Here is a 20,729-nt window from a genome sequence, read left to right as displayed (position 1 = left end):
TCGTCTTGTCCGGCCGGGGATTCCCCTGCTATTCCTCGTGCATGACCGCGTATTCCCCGGACGCCACCGACTGGCGCATCCTCGCCGCCCTCCAGGACCGGGGCCGGGCCAGTTTCGCCGAACTGGCCCGTACGGTCTCCATGTCCGCCAGCGCCGTGACCGAACGGGTCCGCCGGCTGGAGGAGGCCGGGGTCATCGCCGGGTACACCGCGGTCGTCGACCCGGAGAGCCTCGGACTGCCGATCCTGGCCTTCGTGCGGCTGCGCTACCCCCACGGCAACTACAAGCCGTTCCACGACCTGCTGGACACGACGCCGGAGGTGCTGGAGGCGCACCACGTGACGGGCGACGACTGCTTCGTGCTGAAGGTCGCCGCCCGTTCGATGCGGCACCTGGAGGAGGTCTCCGGGAAGGTCGGCGCGCTGGGATCGGTGACCACGAGCGTGGTCTACTCGTCGCCCCTGCCGCGCCGCCCGGTCAGCCGCTGACCGCTCCCCCGCCGCGCAGCCGCACCGTCGAGCCGCCGCGCTCCTTGACGACCTCGAGCTGGACCGGGATCCGGCGGCGCAGGTCGGCGACGTGGCTGACGATGCCCACGCTGCGGTCGCGTTCGCGCAGCGAGTCCAGCACGTCGAGCACCTCGTCGAGGGTCTGGTCGTCGAGGCTGCCGAAGCCCTCGTCGATGAAGAGCGTGTCCAGCCGAACGCCGCCGGCCTCCTCGGTGACGACGTCGGCGAGGCCCAGGGCCAGCGCCAGGGACGCGAAGAAGGTCTCCCCGCCGGAGAGCGTCGCGGTGTCCCGCTCGACGCCCGTCCAGGCGTCGACGACGTGCAGTCCGAGACCGGCCCGCCTGCCGCCGGCCCGGGCGTCGGAGTGGACGAGGGTGTACCGGCCGGACGACATGCGGGCCAGGCGTGCCGTCGCGGCGGCCGCCACCTGTTCGAGCCGGGCCGCGAGCACGTAGGACTCCAGCCGCATCTTGCGCTCGTTGTCCGCGGACGTGCCGGCGGTGAGCGCCGCGAGCCGCGCCACCCGCTCGTAGTCCTCGCGCAGCGGGCCCAGGCGCCGCACCTCGGCGGCGGCCTGCCGGGACAGCCGGTCCAGCTCGGCGCAGCGCTCGCGGTGGGCGGCCAGGGCGGCGTCGGCGTCGCGGGCGGTCCGGTCGGCGGCGGCGTGGGCCGCGAGGGCGGCGTCCGGGTCGGCGGGCGGGCGCTCGGCCGCGGCCCGCGTCCCGGGCTCGGCGAGCCGGTCGGCGACGGCGGCCGCCTCCGCCTGCCAGGCGTCCAGCCGCCGCTGGAGGTCGCGGTGGGCCGCGTCGTCGAGCAGCGCGGCGGCCGCGGCGGCCGGGGTGTCGAAGCCGGCCCGGAACGCGGCGTCGGCGAGCCGGCCGTCGGCCTCCTTGAGACGGCGGGCGGTGTCCTCGACGGTACGCACCGCCTCGGCGGCCTCGGTGAGGCGGGCGATCCGGTGCTCCAGGGCCGCGGCGTGCCCGGCCACGGCGCCGCCCGGGACGCGGGCCAGCTCGGCGTCCACGGTGGCCTGCTCCCGGTCGAGCGCCTCGCGGCGCGACGTCCGGGCGGCGGCCCGGCGCTCGACCTGCCGGCGCACCTCCAGCCTCCGCAGGTGCTCCTCCTCGGCCCGGTCCAGCGCCTCGCGCGCCGCGTGCGCGCCGCCGGCCTCGTCCCGCGCCTCGGCGTACGCGTCCTCCAGCCGGGCGACCTCGTCGGCCAGTACGGGGACGGAGGGCTGGTCACCGGCCGCGCCCGGGCCGCCCGCGGGGGCCGCCGGATCGTCGCCCGGGGCCCGCTCCGGCCGGGCGCCGGCGCCCGATTCCGGTGCGGCGCCGGCCGGCCGGGCGCCGGCGCCGGAACGCCGGGTGCCGTACCCGGCGACCTCGGCGCGGGCGGCCGTCAGCGCCTCCTGGGCGACCGCGAGGGCGCGTTCGGCCGCCGAGCGGGTCTCGTCCGCCCGGGTGTGGGCCGCGTAGGCGGCGTCCTCCGTCGTCCGGTCGACGTGCCCGGCGCCGGCGCGGGCGGGTGCCGGGTGCTCCGCGGAACCGCACACCGCGCACGGTTCGCCGGCCGTGAGGGCGGCCGCCAGTTCCGCGGCGATGCCCCGGAGGCGGCGCTCGCGGAGGTCCAGCCACCGCTCGTGGGCGGCGTTGGCCTCCTCCCGGGCGGCCGCCAGGCGGCCGGCGGCCTCCTCGGCGTCCCGTACCAGCGCGTCGCGCCGGCGGGCGGCGGCGAGCCGGCGGCGGGCGGGTTCCAGGCGGCCCGCGAGGTGTTCGGCGCGGGTGGCGGCCTCCCGGGCGGCCTCCACCCGGTCCAGGAGGGCGCGGCGGGTGGTCTCCCAGCCGGCGAGCCACCCGTCCGCGTCGTGCAGGGCCTCCTCGTCGGCCCGGGCCTGCCGGTCCAGCTCGTCGCGTTCGCGGGCGAGTTCCCCGGCGCGGCGCTCGGCCCGGCGTGCGGTGTCGAGGCCGCCGAGCTCCTCGCGCAGGGTGCCAGCGCGGGCGGCCAGCCGCTCGGCGCCCGCCTCCGCGAGCTCGGCGGGGAGCCCGGCGACGGCCCGTTCGTGCGCCGCGCGGGCCGCCCGGTGCTCCCGTTCGGCGTCGTCGCGCAGGCTCAGCGGCCCGGCGACCCGTTCGGCCTTGCGGCCCCGCTCCAGGCGGGCCTGCCAGCCGTCGCGCTCGGCCCGCCGGGCGTCCAGCTCGGCGCCGCGCCGCCGGGCGTCCTCGTACCGCCGCTGCCGTGCGGCCAGGTCCCGTTCGTCGTCGAGGGCCTGGCGCGCGGCGGCCCGCCGGTCCTCGGCGGCCAGCAGGGCCAGTCCGGCGGCGTCCAGCGCCTCGCGGGCGCCCGACCGGGCGACGGCCGCCCAGGACAGCACGGCACCGGCGAGGCCGGGGTCGCCGGGCCTGGCGTCCGGGGCGGGGCCCTCGGCGGCGGGGCCGGCGGCCTGGACCATCCGGTGGGCGAGGGCGAGGAGCCGTTCGTCGCCGTCCTTGACCTGCTGCTCGGCGGCGCGCCGGAGTTCGGCGAGGCGCTCCTCGACGGCGGCGAAGCGCCGCGTGTCGAAGAGCCGGCCGAGGAGCTTGCCGCGTGCCTCGGCGTCGGCCCGCAGGAACCGCGCGAAGTCGCCCTGTGGCAGCAGCACCACCTGGCAGAACTGGTCCCGGCTCATGCCGAGGAGCTGGGTGACCTCCTCGCCGATCTCCTGGTGAGAGCGGCTGAGGCCCTTCCAGGTGCCGCTCGCCGGGTCGTACTCCCGCAGCCAGGACTGGGCCTTCTCGGTGGTGAAGCCGCCGCCCCGCTTCTTGGGGCGCGGCTGGGCGGGCCGGCGGGTGATCTCCAGCCGCCGGCCGGCGACGGTCAGGTCGAGGACCACCTCGGTGGGGGTGCCCACCGGGGCGTGGTCGCTGCGCAGGGACGTTCCCGGGCTCTGGCGGGCGCCGGGCACCGCTCCGTACAGGGCGTAGCAGACGGCGTCGAGGACGGAGGTCTTGCCGGCGCCGGTCGGTCCGTGGAGCAGGAAGAGGCCGGCGCGGGAGAGCGTGTCGAAGTCGACGGTCCGGGTGGTGCCGAAGGGGCCGAAGCCGGTGATGTCGAGCCGGTGGAGCCTCATCCGGCCACCTCGCGCCGGGTCATCCCGGTCCGTACGTCGTCGAAGGCGCGCAGCAGCGCCGCCCGTTCGTGATCGTCGGGGCCGGCGCCGCCGCGTACATGGGCGACGAAGTCCTCGGCGATCTGGTGGTCGTCGCGGCCTTGGAGGCGCTGCGCGTAGGAGGCGCCGGGGTCGTCGTCGGGCCGTTCGGGGGCGAAGAGGAGGCTGAGGGTGTGGGGGAAGCGCTCGGTGAGGCGGGCCATCGGTTCGGCGGGGCGGACCGGGTCGGTGAGGGTGGCCTCGACCCACGAGTCCTCGTGGCGTTCCAGCGCGGGGTCGGCGAGCAGGTCGTCGAGCCGTCCCCGGACGCGGGCGAGGCGGCGGGGCACCGGGCAGTCGACGCGTTCGGCGCTGACCGTCCCGTCACCGTCGAGGTCGACGAGCCACATCGTCTTGCGGTGGTCGGTCTCGGAGAAGGAGTAGGCGAGGGGCGAGCCGGAGTAGCGGACCCGTTCGGTGAGGGTCTGGCTGCCGTGCAGGTGGCCGAGGGCCACGTAGTCGACGCCGTCGAAGACCCCGGCGGGGACGGCGGCGACGCCGCCGACGGTGATGTCGCGCTCGCTGTCGCTGGGCTCGCCGCCCGCGACGAAGGCGTGGGCGAGGACGACGGAGCGGGTGCCGGGCGGGCGGCCGGAGAGGTCGGCGCGCACCCGTTCCATGGCGGCCGTGAGGACGGCCTGGTGGCCGCTCTTCTCCGCGCCGAGCTGATCGCGGACGAGCGCGGGTTCGAGGTACGGCAGTCCGTAGAGGGCCACGTCGCCGTGGGCGTCCGGGAGGAGGACGGGGGTGCCGATGCCGGCGGGGTCGGTGCGGAGATGGATGCCGGCCCGTTCCATGAGCCCGGCGCCGACGCCGAGCCTGCGGCCGGAGTCGTGGTTGCCGGAGATCATCACGGTGGCGACGCCCGCCTCGGCGAGCCGGTGCAGGGCGCTGTCGAACAGCTCCACGGCGGGCAGCGGCGGCACGGCCCGGTCGTAGACGTCCCCGGCCACCAGGACCACGTCCACGTCGTGCTCGCGGACCGTGGCCACCAGGTGGTCGAGGAAGGCGGACTGCGCGTCGAGCAGGCCCACCCGGTGGAACGACCGCCCCAGGTGCCAGTCCGATGTGTGCAGCATCCTCACGGCGCCGCTCCGACCTGCATGTGTTCCGCTCCTCCGCCCCCGGGGCCCCCACGGGCACCTCTGTGCACCCCGTACACGCTAACGGTGCGCGGCACCCCCTACGTCACGGACCTCTTTTTTCACCGGTGGGCGGGGGCGGCGGCCGACCGTCGCCGGGGCGGCGGGCCCGGCCGGTGCCGGGGCGGCGGGCCCGGCCGGTGCCGGCCCTTCGGGCGGTGTCAGGCGTCCCCGTACGCCTCGCCGCCGAGGTCCAGCCGGGCGGTGCCGGCGGTCGTGTCGGCGAGCCAGGCGCGGAAGGCGTCGACGTCGGCGTCGGGCAGCCCGATCCCGATGGTGACGGCCTCGGCGTAGCGCACGTCGCGGATCGCGCGGCCGGTGGCCCGCAGGTCGTTCTCCAGCTTCCCGGCGCGCTGATGGTCGACGGTGACGGTGGCGAGGCGGAAGCGCTGCCGGGTGAGGGTGCCGAGCGCGTCCAGGGCCTCTCCGACCACACCGCCGTAGGCGCGGATGAGGCCGCCCGCGCCGAGCTTCACGCCGCCGTAGTAGCGGGTGACGACGGCGACGGCGTACCGGACCTCGCGGCGCAGGAGCATCTGGAGCATGGGGACGCCGGCGGTGCCGCCCGGTTCCCCGTCGTCGCTCGCCTTCTGCACGGCGGCGTCGGCGCCGATGACGTACGCGAAGCAGTTGTGGGTGGCGGCCGGGTGCTCCTTGCGGACGCGTGCGACGAAGTCCTGCGCCTCCTGTTCGGTCGCGGCGGGCGCGAGGGCGCAGATGAAGCGCGATCGGTTGATCTCGGTCTCGTGCACGCCCGCGCGGGCGACGGTCCGGTACTGCTCCTGCATCCCCCAACCCTATGCGTACGGGTGCGCGGGAATCTCCGGCGGCGTCCGGCGGTTGGCGCGGGTGGACCTGAACCCCACGTGATCCACGCGCAGGAGGCGGACGTGACCGGCGAGGCGGAGACCATCGCGAAGATCCTGACCGAGTCCGGGGACACCTGGGCGGTGGTGGGACTGTCCGGCAACCGGGCCCGCGCGGCCTACGGGGTGGCCGCCGTCCTCCAGCGGTTCGGCAAGCGGGTGGTGCCGGTGCACCCGAAGGCCGAGACGGTGCACGGCGAGCGGGGGTACGCCTCGATCGCGGAGATCCCGTTCCCGGTGGACGTCGTGGACGTGTTCGTGAACAGCCGCCTGGCCGGCGCGGTCGCGGACGAGGCGGTCGCGAAGGGCGCCAAGGCGGTGTGGTTCCAGCTCGGGGTGGTCGACGAGGAGGCGTACGAGCGCACCCGGGCGGCCGGGCTCGACATGGTGATGGACCGCTGCCCCGCGATCGAGATCCCGCTGCTCAGCCCGCGCTGACGCCGGGTCCCAGGCGCTCGAGGACGACCGCGCCCGGCAGTCGCTCCAGGGCCTCGCCGGGCACGGCCGGCTCGCCCCGGCGCCGGCCGCTGCCCGGAGGACGGGGGCGGCCGGCCGTCTCAGCGTACGGGCGGGATGGAGACCGCCATGGTCATCTCGACGGTCTCCTCGCCGTCGTTGCGGTACGCGTGCGGGACGTTGGACTCGAAGACGGCGGAGGTCCCGGCGGGCACCGGGTGGTGCACCCCGTCGACGACGAGGGTCAGTTCGCCGGCGGTGACGTGGAGCAGCTCGGTGGTGCCGTCCGGGTGCGGGTCGGAGGCGCTGACGTCGCCGGGCACCAGCGTCCAGGCCCACAGTTCCAGGGGGCCGCGGGCCTCGGCGCCGACGAGGAGGGTGGTGCTGCTGCCCTTGTCGGTGGACCACATCCGTACCGCCTGTTCCTGGGGCACGAGGCGGACGTGCGGGCCCTGTTCGTAGTCCAGGAGCGTGGTGATGGACACGCCCAGGGCGTCGGCGAGCTTGACGGTGGTGCCGACGCTGGGGTTCGTACGGGCCTGCTCGATCTGGATGATCATGCCGCGGCTGACGCCGGCACGGGCCGCGAGCGCGTCGAGCGTGAAGCCGCGCTCACCGCGCCAGCGCTTGAGGTTGCGGGCGAGCGACTGCGTGAGCTGGTCGAGGTCCGACACATTCCGTCCAATATTCTGGATGACAGAGTTCAATGGATTGCACTACGGTGTGGTGCACCCCCATGTTCACCGCACTGTACTGCGAGGATGTCATGACAGCACTGTTCGCCCTGGCCACCAGCCTCCTGTGGGGGCTGGCCGACTTCGGCGGCGGCCTGCTGACCCGGCGCGCGCCCGCCCTGACCGTCGTGCTCGCCTCGCAGACCATCGCCGTCGCCGTGCTCGGCGCGGTGGTGCTCGCGACGGGCGGCTGGAGCGAGGCGGGGCCGCAGCTCTGGTACGCGGTGGCGGCCGGAGCGGTAGGACCGGCCGCCATGCTCGCCTTCTACAAGGCACTCGCCCTCGGCCCGATGGGCGTGGTCTCCCCGCTGGGCTCGCTCGGCGTGGTCGTCCCCGTGTCGGTGGGCCTGCTGGTCGGCGACCGGCCCGGGCTGCTCCAGTTCGCCGGCATCGGGGTGGCCGTCGCCGGCGTCGTCCTGGCGGGCGGGCCGGAGCTGCGCGGGGCGCCGGTGCAACGGCAGGCGGTGCTGCTGACGCTGGTCGCGGCGTTCGGTTTCGGTTCGGTGATGGCCCTGATCGCGGAGGCGTCCACGACCCTCACCGGACTGTTCCTCGCCCTGTTCGTGCAGCGCGTGACCAATGTCGCGGTGGCCGGGCCGGCCCTGTGGATCTCGGTGCGGCGGGGCGGGCGGGCCCTGCCTGAGGACGGCGGGATGCGGGTGCTGTGGGCGTCGGTGCCCGCGCTGGCCTTCGTGGGCCTCGCGGACGTCGCCGCCAACGGGACGTACGCCATCGCCGCGCAGCACGGTCCGGTCACCGTGGCCGCCGTGCTCGCCAGCCTCTACCCGGTGGTGACGGCCCTCGCCGCCCGGGGCGTCCTCGGGGAACGGCTGCGGGCGGTGCAGGCCGCGGGGGCGGGGCTGGCCCTGGTCGGCACCGTGCTGCTGGCAGCCGGCTGATCAGGCGCTGTCGAGGTCCAGTTCGGCCAGCGCGGCGAGCTGCTGGGACGTGACGCCCTCCGGCACCGGCACCGGAGCGGGCGTGCGCAGCGGCGGCTGCCAGCCGCGCTCGGCGTCCCAGCGGCGTACGACCCGCGCCGGCGCGCCGGCGACCACCGCGTGGTCGGGCACCTCGCCCCGGACGACGGCCCCCGCGGCGACCACCACGTTGCGGCCGATCCGGGCGCCGGGGAGGATCACCGCGCCGGTGCCGAGCCAGCAGCCGGGGCCTATCTCCACCGGCGCCGAGCGCGGCCACTGGCGTCCGATGGGCTCGTCGGGGTCGTCGTAGCTGTGGTTCGTCGAGGTGATGTAGACGTACGGGCCGCAGAAGGTGTCCGACCCGATGGTCACGGCCGCGTCCGCCACGACATGGCTGCCGCGGCCCAGGACGACCCCGTCGCCGAGGGTCAGTACCGGGTCCGGCCCGAGGTCGAGGCCGGGCAGCATCCCGGCGGTCAGCGTGACCTGCTCGGCGATGATGCAGTGGTCCCCCAGCTCGATCCACTCCTCGCCGAAGACCGTGCCCTGCGGGAACGCCAGCCGGGTACCGGGACCGAGCCGGCGGAACCGCAGCCGCCCGGGGTGCTCGGCGGTCACGGCACCCGTCTCCTGCACCCAACGCCAGCCGCCCTGCACGGCCCGGCTGAGGACCCGGCGCCGCCACGCGGCCAGGGAAGAGAACGTGTTTCTGTTCTTCGGCACCCGGCAACCGTAATCGGCCGGGTCACGAGCGGCCCGCAGCGCGGTCTGTGATGTTCGCCCCACCGTCGCCGCCGCGTCGGGGGTCGCTTACGGTTCCCCTGGCGCGACTTCCGCAACACGAGGAGCAGGCGATGACAGAGCGGGCGTTGATCACCGGGGTGGCCGGCAAGGAACCGGACGTCCATCCGGACGCGTTCGCGGCCCCGACGTCCGTGGTGGTCGGCGAGGTGACGATGGCGGCGGGGGCGAGCGTCTGGTACCACGCGGTGCTGCGCGCCGACTGCGGGCCGATCGTCCTGGGCGCCGACAGCAACGTGCAGGACAACTGCACCGTGCACGTCGACCCCGGGTTCCCCGTCACGGTCGGCGAGCGCGTCTCGGTCGGGCACAACGCGGTGCTGCACGGTTGCACCGTCGAGGACGACGTGCTGGTCGGGATGGGCGCGACGGTGCTGAACGGGGCCCACATCGGCGCCGGCTCACTGATCGCCGCGCAGGCCCTCGTCCCGCAGGGCATGCGCGTCCCTCCGGGCTCGCTGGTCGCGGGCGTGCCCGCCAAGGTCAAGCGGGCGCTCACGGACGAGGAGCGCGAGGGGATCAAGCTGAACGCCGCGATGTACCTGGAGCTCGCGCGGGCCCACGGGGCCGCCCACCCGTCCTGACGCCCCCGGGGGCTCAGTCGGTGGTGGCGGCGGCGGGGGCGGTGGCCGCCCGGGCCTCGGCCTCGGCGGCCGCCTTCTTGGCGCGGTTCTTCAGGACCAGCAGCGACGTCAGGCCCACCAGGACCGCGAGGACCAGGCCCAGCCAGGAGAAGCGCTTCAGCCAGGCCTCGGCCACCACACCGACCGAGTAGATGACGGCCGTGGTGCCGCCCGCCCAGAGGATGCCGCCGAAGACGTTGGCGACGAGGAACTTCCAGTACGGCATGCGCAGCACGCCCGCGAGCGGCCCGGCGAAGATCCGCAGCAGGGCCACGAACCGCCCGAAGAAGACGGCCCACATGCCCCACTTCTCGAACGACCGCTCCGCCACCGCGATGTTGGCCTCGCCGAAGTGCTTGGGGAACTTGCCGCCCAGCCAGGCCAGCAGGGGCCGGCCGCCCTTGCGGCCGATGGCGTAGCCGATGGAGTCACCGATGATGGCGCCCGCCGTGGCGCACGCGCCCAGGACGTACGGGTTGATGTCGCCGTGCTGGGACGCGAGCAGGGCCGAGCTGACGAGGACGATCTCGCCCGGCAGCGGGATGCCGAGGCTCTCCAGCCCGATCACCACCCCCACCAGGATGTAGATGCTGACCGCGGGGACGGTCTCGAGCCACTCCTGGACGTGCAAAGCCGGTCCCTCCGTCGTCGTTCCGTGCTGCCCGGCGTGGCGCACGCCGGGCAGCCTACCTCTTCACGCCGGGAGGACCTCCGCCCGAGCGGTCAGCCGCAGGTCCCTGGCGGAGGTGCCCAGCCGGACGGTGCGGGTGCCCGTCCCGAGCACCCAGGCGTGCCGTGCCGGGTCCCAGGAGGAGAGCGTCCGGGCGGCGATGGGCACCGTGACGTGGCGGACCTGGCCCGGGCGCAGCTCGACGCGCCGGTAGCCGGCCAGGACGCGCTCGGGCTGGTCGAGGGCCAGGTCGGGCGAGGGCCCGGCGTAAAGCTGGGCGACGGTGACGCCGGTGCGCCGCCCGGTGTTGCGGACGGTGAAGCGGGCGGTGAGGCCGCCGCCGGGCGCGGGGGTCACGGCGAGCCCGGCGTAGGCGAAGGTGGTGTACGACAGGCCGTGCCCGAAGGGGAAGAGCGGCTCGACGCCCTCGGCGTCGTACCAGCGGTGGCCGGTGCGGATGCCCTCGGAGTACTCCTGGACGCCGCCGGCCCCGGGGTAGCGGCGCGGGTCGCCGGCGGTGGGGTGGCGGGTGTCGGAGACGGGGTAGGTCTGGGTGAGGCGGCCGCCGGGGTCGGCGTCGCCGAAGAGGACGGCGGCGGTGGCGGCGGCGCCCTCCTGGCCGGGGTAGTACATCTGGAGCACGGCGCCGGTGCGGTCCAGCCACGGCATGGTGACGGCGGAGGACGTGTTGAGGACGACGGTCGTCCGGGGGTTGGCGGCGGTCACCGCCTCGATGAGCGCCTCCTGGTGGCCGGGCAGGGCGAGCGTGGTGCGGTCGCGGCCCTCGGCGGCGTCCTCGTAGGCGAACAGCACCACCCCGTAGGCGGCGCGGGCCACGCGTACCGCTTCGGCGACGTCGGCGGCGCGGGTGGCGGCGGTGATGTGGCGCAGCCGGAAGAGCTGGCCCGCGTCCCCGCCGGGGGCGGTGACGCGCAGGGTGTGGCGTCCGGCGGCGAGGTGGAGGGTGCGGCGGCGGACCTTGAGGCCGTCGGGGGCGGTGGAGACGAGCCCGAAGCCGGCGAAGAGCTCGGCCTCGCGGTCCTGGGCGGCGAAGAGTTCGTTGCCGTCCACGTGGACCGTGGGGCGGGTGCCGCCGTAGTGGACGACGAAGGTCCACTCGTCGGGCGCGTCGAGGGTGAGCGTCCCTTCGTAGGTGTAGGTCTTCCCGGGGCGGACCCGCTGTCCCTCGAAGGACGCGCCGCGGACCGGGAGGGGCTTGCCGTAGAGGTCCTCGCCGAGGGCGTGGGTGACCCGGGCGTCGTCACCGGCGCGGGCGGTGAGCGCCCGGAGCGGGCTGTCGGCGCGGTCGGGGACGACATGGGCGCTGCCGCCGCCGCTGACGAACGGCACGGAGGCGGTGGGGCCGATGACGGCGACGGATCGGGCGGCGGGCCCGGTGAGCGGCAGCGTGGCGTGCTCGTTGCGCAGCAGGGTGGCGCCGGCGACGGCGACCCGGTACGCGAGGCGCGCCCCGGCGTCCCGGTCGCGGGCGGCGGGGCGGGCGGGCGCGGTGCCGTCGAGGAGGCCGAAGCGGTCCATGACGGTCAGGACCCGGTGTACGGAGCGGTCGACGGCGTCCTCGGGGACGGTGCCGTCCCGCACGGCCCGCCGGAGGGCGTCGCCGAACCAGCGGCCGGCGGGCATCTCCATGTCGAGGCCGGCGGTGAGGGCCGGGGCGGTGCTGTGGGTGGCGTCCCAGTCGCTCATGACGAAGCCGTCGAAGCCCCACAGGTCGCGCAGGACGCCGGTGAGCAGGTTCCGGTTCTCGCAGGCGTGGACGCCGTCGACCTTGTTGTAGGCGCCCATGACGGCACCGGTGCCGGCGGCGACGGCGGCCTCGAAGCCGCGCAGTTCCGTCTCGTGCAGGGCCTGTTCGCCGATGCGCACGTCGACGGTGGTGCGGTCCTTCTCCTGGTTGTTGAGGGCGAAGTGCTTGACGGTGGCGATCAGGCCCTCGTCCTGGATGCCGCGGATCTCCTCGGCGACCAGATCGGAGGTGAGGAGGGGATCCTCGGAGAAGGTCTCGAAGTTCCGTCCCGCGTACGGGGTGCGGATCAGGTTGACCATGGGCGACAGCAGGACGTCCTGGCCGAGTGCCCGGCCCTCGTGGCCGATGACGCGGCCGTACGCGTGGGCGAGGGCGGGGTCGAAGGCGCTCGCCAGCATCACGGGGGCGGGCAGGGCGGTGGCGCGGGCCCGGACGCGGACGCCGGCGGGGCCGTCGGCGAGGCGCAGTGGCGGGATGCCGAGCCGGGGCACACCGGGGATCCAGCCGGCCTGGCCGAGGCCGTTCGGGTCCTTGGCGCCGTGCAGGAAGGTGAGCTTCTCGTCGAGGGTGAGCCGGGCGAGCAGGTCGGCGGCGCGGTCACCGGCGCCGGGGGTCGCGGCGGCGCGGGCCCGGGCGGGCGGGGGGCCGGTGGTGGCCGCCGCGGCGGCGGCCGCTCCGGTGAGCAGGCGGAGCGTGGTCCTCCGCGAGACGTTTTCTGACATAGCCGCACTATGCGCCGCATATGGGGTTTTTCAGGCGACGTACGGCGGAACCGGGCCGCCCCCGCACCCGAAGAGGGGTGCGGGGGCGCCCTTCCACGCGCGCGTCCGACCACGCGCGCGTGCGACCGGGGCGGTGCGCGTCAGTACGCGACCGGGGCGGTGCGCGTCAGGAGTGGGGGCGCAGCGTCCAGGTGATGGTCATCTCACCCGTCACCGCGCCGTCCTCGCGGGTGATCGCGATGTGCACCGGGAACTCGGGGCGCTGTCCGGCGTCCAGTTCGGCGACGACCTCCGCCTTGGTGCGGCCGAGCGTGGCGGTGGCGGTGACGGGGCCCATGGCCAGCTTCTTGTAGCCGATCTCGGCCTTGACGGCGAGCGGTACGGCCCGGTTCATCTGGTCGCCGAACGCGCCGATGACGATGGCGCCGCTGGCGGACTCACCGAGGGTGAACATCGCGCCGGCGTGCGGGCCGCCGACGTGGTTGTGGAAGGCGTCCTGGTCCGGGAGGCGGAGCACCGCGCGCTCGGCGGTCGCCTCGAGGACCTCCAGGTTCAGGGTCTTGGCCATGGGAACGGTGGCCAGCAGCATGTCGCCGATGTTCGGCTGGGTCTCGGACATGAGCCGAAGTTACCAGGCAGTAGTAAGCGCGGGAACCCTCCCCCGGAGCCGGGCGCCGGGGGGCGGACGTGGCACCCGTCACCCCGTCCCTCTATGGTTACTCGCCATGTGGCCAGGACAGCAGCCGCCCGGGGGCGAGCAGAACCCGCAGGACCAGAATCCGTACCAGCAGCCGGGGTACCAGCAGCCCAACCCGTACCAGCAGCCCGGTACCCCGCCGCCGAGCGCTCCGCCGCAGCAGCCCGGGTACCCGGCGCAGTCCGGCCAGCAGCCGGGTTACGCCCAGCCCAACCCGTACCAGCAGCCGACGGCCCCGATGTACGGCGTGCCCGGCCCGCCCGTACCGCCGCAGCGCGACGCCGACGACAAACGGAAGACGACCGTCGTCGCGATCGTCGCGGCGACCGCCGTGATCGTCGCCGCGGGCGTCACCGGGTTCCTGGTGCTCGGGGACGACGACGAGAAGAAGACGACCGTCGGCGGGGATCCCAAGCCCTCGCAGACCACCGCCACCTCCTCCGCGCCCGCCCCGTCGCCGAGCGACAACCCGCGGGCCGGCTCCGCCGCGGCCAAGCCCACCGTCCCGGGCTGGAAGGTCGTCTACAACCCCAAGCGCAGCACCCAGTTCGACGTGCCCGCCGACTGGGAGGTCATCGGCGCGGGGACGAGCGTCGTGTTCGAGGACCAGAAGAAGAAGGACGGCAGCTCGGTAGAAGTGATGTCCGCACCGGCCGAGTACAAGGGCAAGTGGTGCACCGAGGACGCCAACAAGGACGGCCGCCAGGAGGAGACCGGGCTGGCCGTGGTCGGCACCAAGGGTGCGCAGGGGGCCAAGGACACGGCCGAGGCGGCATACACCACGGCCGGCAACTGGGTGTGGGCGGCCTACGCCCAGACCGAGCCCAAGGGGACCGTCAAGGTCACCAAGGCCGTCCCGTACACGACGAAGTCGGGGCTGACCGGGCACGTCGCCACGGCGACCGCCCTGAACACCAAGAAGGAGGGCAAGTGCGACACGGACGGCAAGTCCATCGCCTTCTCCTTCAAGAACTCCAAGGGCGACTTCGTGAGCTGGGTCCTGTACGGCGCCACCGGTGTGTCCGGCGAGCTGGACGACGCGACGATCCAGAAGATCCTCGGCACCGTGCGGCTGGCGCCCGACGGCGGGTCCTGACCGTCCCTGAGCGGAAACGGTTTGGCGTCGGGGGGCGGTGCCGGGGATAGTCTTCCGGTGAGCACTCCCGTCGCCGCGCCCCGCAGGCGCCCGCGTCCCCGGCGCCCCGAGTGGGCCGGACGCAACTACACCCTGCTGACCGCCGCCGCGGTCGTCACCAATCTGGGCACCCACGGCGCCCTGATCGCGGCGGCGTTCGCGGTGCTGGAGTCCGGCGGGGACGGCGGGGACGTGGGGCTGGTGGCGGCGGCCCGGACGCTGCCGCTGGTGCTGTTCCTGCTCATAGGCGGCGCGGTGGCGGACCGCTTCCCGCGCCACCGGGTCATGGTGGCCGCCAACGCGCTCAACTGCGTCTCCCAGGCGGTGTTCGCCGTGCTCGTCCTGGCGGGCGACCCGCACCTGTGGCAAATGATGCTGCTCACCGGCCTGTGCGGCACCGGACAGGCGTTCTTCAGCCCGGCGGCCGAGGGCATGCTGATGTCGAGCGTCGGCGGTGAACAGGCGAGCCGGGCGTTCGCGCTCTTCCGGATGGCGATGAACGGCGCCGGCATCGGGGGCGCCGCGCTCGGCGGCGCGATGATCGCGGCGTTCGGGCCCGGCTGGGTGCTCGCCGTCGACGCGGCGGCGTTCGCGGTGGCCGGCGCGCTGCGCGCGTTCCTCGACGTCGGCCACATCGCGGAGCGCCCACCCGGCGGCGGCCTGCTGTCCGACCTGCGCGAGGGCTGGGAGGAGTTCACCGGGCGGCCCTGGCTCTGGTCGATCGTGGCCCAGTTCTCGGTGGTCGTGGCGGTGGTCGCCGCGGCGGAGTCGGTGTACGGGCCGCTGGTCGCCGAGGACCGGCTGGGCGGCGCCCGGCCCTGGGGCCTGGCGCTCGCGGCGTTCGGCGCCGGCACCGTCGGCGGGGCGCTGCTGGCGATGCGCTGGAAGCCGCGCCGGCTGCTGCTGGCCGGCACCCTGTGCGTCTTCCCGCTGGCGCTGCCGTCGGCCGCCCTGGCGGTGCCGCTGCCGGTGGGCGGTCTGATCGCGGCGATGTTCGTGTGCGGTGTCGCGCTGGAGGTCTTCGGCGTCGCGTGGATGACCACGCTGCACCAGGAGATCCCGGAGGAGCGGCTGTCGCGGGTGTCCGCCTACGACTGGTTCGGCTCGACCGCGATGGTGCCGCTGTCGACGGCGCTGGCCGGACCGGCGGAGAGCCTGTTCGGGCGGTCCACGGCGCTGTGGGGGTGCGCCGCCCTGGTGGTGCTGGCGACGGCGCTGGTGCTGCTGGTCCCCGACGTACGGAACATGACCCGGCGTACGAAGCGGGTGACCGCGCGGCCGGACCTGCCGGTACCGTCAGCCGATAGTGAAGGCCCCGCCGGGCGGCTCGGGTGACGCGACGGCGTCCTCGTCCCGCACCACCCGCGCGTCGCCGGTGAACCGCGCCAGCGCCGGGCCGTGCTCCACCCGCGCCGGGAAGGCGTCGGCGGCCGTCAGCCGGGCCAGGCTCCCGGTGTCGAGTTCCCGCCGCGAGGCCACGAGCACGGCGTTGCCGAACCGCCGCCCGCGCAGAACGGCGGGCTCGGCGACCAGGGCGAGATGAGCGAACACGGCGGCGAAGGTGGCCAGTTGGGAGCGCAGGAACGTGAAGGGCGTGCCGTCCGCCAGATTGGCCACGTAGACCCCGTCCGGGCGCAGCACGCGCTCCGCGGCCCGCGCGTACGCGAGGGACGTCAGGTGGGCGGGCACCCGCGACCCGCCGAAGACGTCCGCCACCAGCACGTCCGCCGACCGCTCGGGCGCCGCCTCCAGCCAGGCGCGCGCGTCCGCGCCGTGCACGGTGACGCCGGAGCCGGGCGGCAGCGGGAGGTGCTCGGCCACCAGCGCGATGAGCCCCCGGTCCGCCTCGACGACGTCCTGGCGCGAGCCCGGGTGGGTCACCGCCAGCCGGCGGGGCAGGGTCAGCGCCCCGCCGCCCAGGTGCAGGACGTCCAGCGGCTGTCCCTCGGGCGCCGCGCAGTCGACGGCGTGGGCGAGCCGCCGGGCGTACTCGAACTCCAGGTGCGTCGGGTCGTCGAGGTCCACGTACGACTGCGGCGCCCCGTCGACCGTCAGCAGCCAGGCCCGGTCGCGGTCGACGTCGGGCATGAGCTTGGCGGTGCCGTGGTCCACCTCGCGGAGCACGGGGAGCGGTTCGTCCATCGGACCAGCGTAGGACGTGTCCCGGGCGTCCCGTGCGGCCGGGAGCGCCCGGCCCGCCCGCTCCCACCGGGGTGATCGCCGGTGGGAGCGGGCAGCGGATCTCACAGGACCTCGGTCACCGTCCCGGCGCCCACGGTGCGGCCGCCCTCGCGGACGGCGAAGCCGAGGCCCGGCTCCAGCGGGACGTCGCGGCCCAGCTCGACGGTCATGGTGACCGTGTCGCCGGGGCGCGCGACGGCCGCGTCGCCGAGGTGCACGTCGCCGACGACGTCCGCGGTGCGGATGTAGAACTGCGGCCGGTACCCGGTCGTGACGGGCGTGGTGCGGCCGCCCTCGCGCCCGGACAGGACGTACACCCGCGCGGTGAAGCGCCGGCTCGGGGCCACGCTGCCGGGCGCGGCGACCACGTGGCCGCGGCGGACCGCGTCCCGTGGGACGCCGCGCAGCAGCAGCGCCACGTTGTCACCGGCCTGGGCCGACTCCATCGGCCTGCCGAACGTCTCCAGCCCGGTGACGACCGTCTCCGTGCCCGCGCCGAGCACCTCCACCCGGTTGCCGACCCGGACCGTGCCGCGCTCGACGGCACCGGTGACGACCGTGCCGCGCCCGGTGATGGTGAGCACGTTCTCCACCGGCATCAGGAACGGCGCGTCCACGTACCGCTCGGGCATGGGCACATAGGTGTCCACGGCGTCCAGCAGCGCCTCGATGGCACCCGTCCAGCGCGGGTCGCCCTCCAGGGCCCTGAGCCCCGACACCCGGACGACCGGCAGGGCGTCCCCGCCGTACCCGTGGGCGGTGAGCAACTCCCGTACCTCCAGCTCCACGAGGTCGGCGAGCACGGCGTCCTCGCCGTCCTCGACCGCGTCGGCCTTGTTGAGGGCGACGACGATGTGGTCGACGCCGACCTGGCGGGCGAGCAGCACGTGCTCGGCGGTCTGGGGCATGATCCCGTCGAGCGCGGAGACGACGAGGATCGCCCCGTCGAGCTGCGCGGCGCCGGTGACCATGTTCTTGACGTAGTCGGCGTGGCCGGGCATGTCGACGTGCGCGTAGTGCCGGGTGTCGGTCTCGTACTCGACGTGCGCGATGTTGATGGTGATGCCGCGGCGCGCCTCCTCGGGCGCGCGGTCGATCCGGTCGGAGGGCACGTAGGAGGTGCCGCTGCCGGTGCGCTCGCTGAGCACCTTGGTGATGGCGGCGGTCAGGGTGGTCTTGCCGTGGTCGACGTGGCCCATGGTGCCGATGTTGAGGTGCGGCTTGGTCCGCACGTACGCCGTCTTGGACATGGCTGTTCGCGGTTCCTTCCCGGAACTCGAAGCGTTGAGGGGACCCCGCGGCCCGGCCGACCCTCCCCCTGCGGGGTCCGCCGGACGATCCGGGGAGGGTCAGCTTCGGGCGCCGTCGAGGATCAGGAGCGCCGGGGTGACGGCAGCCTTCGGCGCGTCCGCGACAGCGGACGGGCTCGAGTGGAAGGCGTACCGGAACATGGGCCGATCATGGCGCAGCCGGGTGGGCGTGGTCGACCGGTTTTCGGGGCGCCCGGGAGGGCGGTGCCCCTGGGGCGCCCGTGGCGGTGGGCGGGGCCGTGGGCGGGCGTTACGGATGCGCGAGACGGGTGCGCGAGGCGGGCGTTACGGATGCGCGAGACGCGTACGTGAGGCGGGCGTTACGGCGATCACCGGGCCGCGTCGGTTAGTCTCCCCGGATGCTCGACCCCGTCACCAGGCCCCAGGCCGGTCTCGCCGTCCGCTGCTCCCGTGTCCTGCTGTCGCCCTGGTCGCGGCTGTCGCTACTGCTCGCGCTCCTGGCGTCGGCGGCGGTGACCGTGGTGCTGTACGAGCCACAGCGGCTGCTGTCGGCGGGCTGGCCGCCACAGGTCGGCGGCGCGGGCGCGGTGGTGCTGTTCGCGCTGGCGTACGGGCTGTGCACCGCCGCCTTCGTGCCGCGGCCGATCCTGAACCTGGCGGCCGGCGCGCTGTTCGGCTCACAGGCGGGGCTCGCGGCGGCGGTCACCGGGACGGTGCTGGGCGCGGGGATCGCGTTCGGGCTCGGCCGGGTGCTGGGGCAGGACGCGCTGCGGCCCCTGGTGCGGGGGCGCTGGCTGGAGGCGGCGGACGGGCAGTTGAGCCGGCACGGGTTCCGTTCCATGCTGGCGATCCGGCTGTTCCCGGGGGTGCCGTTCGCCGCCGCCAACTACTGCGCCGCGGTGTCGCGGATGGGCTACCTGCCGTTCCTGCTGGCCACGGGGCTGGGTTCGGTCCCCAACACGGCGGCGTACGTGGTGGCCGGGAGCGAGGCGGCGTCGCCGACCTCGCCCGCCTTCCTGTTCGCCATGGGGTTCATCGTGCTGAGCGGGCTGGGCGCGGCGACCGTCGCCTGGTGCAAGCGCCACCGCCTGCGCGCCCGCTAGACCGCCGTCAGCCCGGCCCACCGGCCCACCGGCCGGCGGTGGTCGGTGGGCGGCGGCGGGCGGGAGCCGGGGGGCCGGGGTGCGGTGTCCGGGGGTCACACCGCTTCGAGGATCATCGCGTTGGCCAGTCCGCCGGCCTCGCACATCGTCTGGAGGCCGTAGCGCGCGCCGCGTTCCCGCATGGCGTGGACGAGGGTGGTCGTCAGCCGCGTGCCGCTGGCGCCCAGCGGGTGGCCGAGCGCGATGGCGCCGCCGTGGACGTTGACCCGGTCGAGGTCGGCGCCGGTCTCCTGCTGCCAGGCGAGGACGACGGCGGCGAAGGCCTCGTTGACCTCGAACAGGTCGATGTCGTCGAGCCGGAGCCCCGCCTTGCGCAGCACCTTCTCGGTCGCGGGGATCACCCCGGTCAGCATCAGCAGCGGGTCGGAGCCGGTGACGGCGAAGCTGTGCAGCCGGGCGAGCGGGCGCAGCCCCAGCGCCCGGGCGGTGTCGCCGGCCATGACGAGGACGGCCGACGCCCCGTCGTTGATGGGGCTGGCGTTGCCCGCGGTGACGGACCAGTCGATCTGCGGGAACCGTTCGGCGAAGGCCGGGTCGTGGTACGCGGGCCGCAGGCCGGCCAGGACCTCCGTGGTCGTGCCGGGCCGGACGCACTCGTCGCGCCGGAGGTCCGCCAGGGGCGCGACCTCGGCGTCGAACAGCCCGTCCTCCCAGCTCCGGGCGGCGCGCCGGTGCGAGGTCACCGCGTACTCGTCCATCGCGGTGCGCCCGATGGACCACTTGGCGGCGATCAGTTCGGCGCTGATGCCCTGCGGGACCAGGCCCTCGGGATAGCGGGCGGCGACACCGGGGCCGAAGGGGTCGGCACCGGGCGGCACGTTGGACCACATGGGGACACGGCTCATCGACTCGACCCCGCACGCGACGACGATGTCGTACGCCCCCGAGAGCACGCCCTGGGCGGCGAAGTGGACGGCCTGCTGGGAGGAGCCGCACTGGCGGTCCACGGTGGTCGCGGGCACCGAGTCGGGCAGTCCGGCGCCGAGCCAGGCGTACCGCGTGGTGTTCATGGCCTGCTCGCCGACCTGGTCGACGCAGCCGCCGATGACGTCGTCGACGAGGACGGGATCGATGCCGCTGCGCTCGACGAGCGCGCGGAGGGTGTGGGAGAGCAGTTCGACGGGGTGGGTTCCGGCCAGGGCCCCGTTCCTCTTGCCCTTGCCGATGGGGGTCCGGACGGCCTCGACGATGACGGCGTCGCGCATGGGTACGGCTCCTCGCTCGCGGGAGGTGAGTTGGAAAACTGGACCAACACTCATCGGTAACATAGCTGAGTGGGTTGGGAAATCCAACCCATGCCTTCTAGGCTGGCCGCCGGAAGGGACACCCACCCGGGAACAGCCCCGTGGCCGGCACGGAGGAGCCGCATGAAGGACCCACGCCCCTGCTCGATCGCGGACACCCTGGCGCTGGTGGGCGAGAAGTACTCGCTGCTGGTGCTGCGCGAGGTGTTCCTGGGCGTACGCCGCTTCGACCGGATCGCCCGCAACACCGGCGCCCCGCGCGACATCCTCACCGCCCGCCTCCGCCGCCTCGTCGGGGCGGGCATCCTGGAGAAGGTCCCGTACAGCGAGCGCCCCCAGCGCTTCGAGTACCGCCCCACCGACGCCGGGCGCGACCTCCATCCCGTGCTGCTCACCCTCATGGCCTGGGGCGACCGGCACCTCAACGACGAGCCGCCGACCGTGGTCGAGCACTCCTGCGGCGCCCGGCTCGACCCGGTCGTGGTCTGCCGCCACTGCGGCGAGGAGGCCCACGGCGACGGCCTGACCCCGCACGTGCGGGCTGCCGGCTGGACCACGGCGGGGCCGGTCGAGTCCTGAGTCCGGCCCTGGAGCCGGCCCGGCGGAGACGGGGCCGGAACCTGCCCGGGCCCGGGGAGAC

Annotated in this window: 19 protein-coding genes; 8 read left to right on the top strand and 11 right to left on the bottom strand. The window is 75.1% G+C overall.

Annotated features, from left to right (window positions below; translation table 11 throughout):
* The first annotated feature begins 41 nt into the window (after positions 1 to 41).
* Positions 42 to 488: an Lrp/AsnC family transcriptional regulator gene (locus ACF068_RS08155; protein WP_392273343.1), complete on the top strand. Its 447-nt coding sequence runs from the start codon at positions 42 to 44 to the stop codon at positions 486 to 488.
* Here the strand turns inward: ACF068_RS08155 and ACF068_RS08150 are convergent.
* The 3 genes from ACF068_RS08150 to ACF068_RS08140 all read right to left on the bottom strand — a co-directional run bounded on the left by ACF068_RS08150 (position 478) and on the right by ACF068_RS08140 (position 5,626).
* Positions 478 to 3,618, bottom strand: coding sequence for an AAA family ATPase (locus ACF068_RS08150; RefSeq protein ID WP_392273342.1), 3,141 nt, complete (start codon positions 3,616 to 3,618; stop codon positions 478 to 480). The two genes, ACF068_RS08155 and ACF068_RS08150, sit on opposite strands and share 11 nt — an antisense overlap.
* On the bottom strand, positions 3,615 to 4,781 hold the full coding sequence (locus ACF068_RS08145; RefSeq protein ID WP_392273341.1) for an exonuclease SbcCD subunit D: 1,167 nt from the start codon (positions 4,779 to 4,781) through the stop codon (positions 3,615 to 3,617). Before ACF068_RS08145 ends, ACF068_RS08150 begins: the two co-directional genes overlap by 4 nt.
* A gap of 218 nt (positions 4,782 to 4,999) precedes the next feature.
* Positions 5,000 to 5,626, bottom strand: coding sequence for a YigZ family protein (locus tag ACF068_RS08140; protein WP_392273340.1), 627 nt, complete (start codon positions 5,624 to 5,626; stop codon positions 5,000 to 5,002).
* A gap of 102 nt (positions 5,627 to 5,728) precedes the next feature.
* Here ACF068_RS08140 and ACF068_RS08135 point away from each other — a divergent pair, with 102 nt between their 5' ends.
* Positions 5,729 to 6,142 (top strand): CoA-binding protein, encoded by a 414-nt coding sequence (locus ACF068_RS08135; protein ID WP_392273851.1) that lies wholly within the window; start codon positions 5,729 to 5,731, stop codon positions 6,140 to 6,142.
* Between the two features lie 119 nt (positions 6,143 to 6,261).
* Here the strand turns inward: ACF068_RS08135 and ACF068_RS08130 are convergent, their stop codons facing one another.
* The gene (locus ACF068_RS08130; RefSeq protein WP_392273339.1) at positions 6,262 to 6,834 is read right to left on the bottom strand and encodes a helix-turn-helix domain-containing protein; all 573 of its coding nucleotides are present in this window, start codon (positions 6,832 to 6,834) and stop codon (positions 6,262 to 6,264) included.
* 92 nt (positions 6,835 to 6,926) lie between these two features.
* Between ACF068_RS08130 and ACF068_RS08125 the strand changes: the two genes are divergently transcribed.
* The gene (locus tag ACF068_RS08125) at positions 6,927 to 7,793 is read left to right on the top strand and encodes a DMT family transporter (protein ID WP_392273850.1); all 867 of its coding nucleotides are present in this window, start codon (positions 6,927 to 6,929) and stop codon (positions 7,791 to 7,793) included.
* On the opposite strand, the gene ACF068_RS08120 is transcribed toward ACF068_RS08125, so the two are convergent.
* The gene (locus ACF068_RS08120; RefSeq protein WP_392273338.1) at positions 7,794 to 8,537 is read right to left on the bottom strand and encodes an acyltransferase; all 744 of its coding nucleotides are present in this window, start codon (positions 8,535 to 8,537) and stop codon (positions 7,794 to 7,796) included.
* A gap of 131 nt (positions 8,538 to 8,668) precedes the next feature.
* Here ACF068_RS08120 and ACF068_RS08115 point away from each other — a divergent pair, with 131 nt between their 5' ends.
* Complete coding sequence (locus ACF068_RS08115) at positions 8,669 to 9,199, top strand: gamma carbonic anhydrase family protein (RefSeq protein ID WP_392273337.1); 531 nt, start codon at positions 8,669 to 8,671, stop codon at positions 9,197 to 9,199.
* Positions 9,200 to 9,212: 13 nt separating this feature from the next.
* Here the strand turns inward: ACF068_RS08115 and ACF068_RS08110 are convergent, their stop codons facing one another.
* The 3 genes from ACF068_RS08110 to ACF068_RS08100 all read right to left on the bottom strand — a co-directional run bounded on the left by ACF068_RS08110 (position 9,213) and on the right by ACF068_RS08100 (position 13,017).
* A complete protein-coding gene (locus tag ACF068_RS08110; protein ID WP_392273849.1) occupies positions 9,213 to 9,869 on the bottom strand; it encodes a DedA family protein in 657 nt (218 codons plus the stop codon).
* A 63-nt stretch (positions 9,870 to 9,932) separates the two neighbouring features.
* Entirely contained in the window at positions 9,933 to 12,398 is a 2,466-nt protein-coding gene (locus ACF068_RS08105) for a beta-glucosidase (RefSeq protein WP_392273336.1), read from the bottom strand.
* A gap of 166 nt (positions 12,399 to 12,564) precedes the next feature.
* The gene (locus ACF068_RS08100; protein ID WP_392273335.1) at positions 12,565 to 13,017 is read right to left on the bottom strand and encodes a DUF4442 domain-containing protein; all 453 of its coding nucleotides are present in this window, start codon (positions 13,015 to 13,017) and stop codon (positions 12,565 to 12,567) included.
* Positions 13,018 to 13,123: 106 nt separating this feature from the next.
* Between ACF068_RS08100 and ACF068_RS08095 the strand changes: the two genes are divergently transcribed.
* The gene (locus ACF068_RS08095; RefSeq protein WP_392273334.1) at positions 13,124 to 14,191 is read left to right on the top strand and encodes a hypothetical protein; all 1,068 of its coding nucleotides are present in this window, start codon (positions 13,124 to 13,126) and stop codon (positions 14,189 to 14,191) included.
* 57 nt (positions 14,192 to 14,248) lie between these two features.
* The gene (locus tag ACF068_RS08090; protein ID WP_392273333.1) at positions 14,249 to 15,565 is read left to right on the top strand and encodes an MFS transporter; all 1,317 of its coding nucleotides are present in this window, start codon (positions 14,249 to 14,251) and stop codon (positions 15,563 to 15,565) included.
* Here the strand turns inward: ACF068_RS08090 and ACF068_RS08085 are convergent.
* Together ACF068_RS08085 and tuf are read right to left on the bottom strand one after the other, a co-directional pair.
* Entirely contained in the window at positions 15,527 to 16,372 is an 846-nt protein-coding gene (locus ACF068_RS08085) for a spermidine synthase (RefSeq protein ID WP_392273332.1), read from the bottom strand. The two genes, ACF068_RS08090 and ACF068_RS08085, sit on opposite strands and share 39 nt — an antisense overlap.
* A 101-nt stretch (positions 16,373 to 16,473) precedes the next feature.
* On the bottom strand, positions 16,474 to 17,661 hold the full coding sequence (tuf, locus tag ACF068_RS08080) for an elongation factor Tu (protein ID WP_392273331.1): 1,188 nt from the start codon (positions 17,659 to 17,661) through the stop codon (positions 16,474 to 16,476).
* Positions 17,662 to 18,080: 419 nt separating this feature from the next.
* Between tuf and ACF068_RS08075 the strand changes: the two genes are divergently transcribed.
* Complete coding sequence (locus ACF068_RS08075; protein WP_392273330.1) at positions 18,081 to 18,785, top strand: TVP38/TMEM64 family protein; 705 nt, start codon at positions 18,081 to 18,083, stop codon at positions 18,783 to 18,785.
* Positions 18,786 to 18,880: 95 nt separating this feature from the next.
* Here ACF068_RS08075 and ACF068_RS08070 read toward each other — a convergent pair whose 3' ends face one another.
* Entirely contained in the window at positions 18,881 to 20,050 is a 1,170-nt protein-coding gene (locus ACF068_RS08070) for a thiolase family protein (RefSeq protein WP_392273329.1), read from the bottom strand.
* A 162-nt stretch (positions 20,051 to 20,212) separates the two neighbouring features.
* Here ACF068_RS08070 and ACF068_RS08065 point away from each other — a divergent pair, with 162 nt between their 5' ends.
* The gene (locus ACF068_RS08065) at positions 20,213 to 20,668 is read left to right on the top strand and encodes a winged helix-turn-helix transcriptional regulator (RefSeq protein WP_392273328.1); all 456 of its coding nucleotides are present in this window, start codon (positions 20,213 to 20,215) and stop codon (positions 20,666 to 20,668) included.
* Positions 20,669 to 20,729: the final 61 nt, after the last annotated feature.

The organism is Streptomyces sp. NPDC016309 (genome assembly GCF_043077235.1).
GTDB lineage: Bacteria > Actinomycetota > Actinomycetes > Streptomycetales > Streptomycetaceae > Streptomyces.
This window is presented reverse-complemented; position numbering and strand designations above follow the sequence as displayed.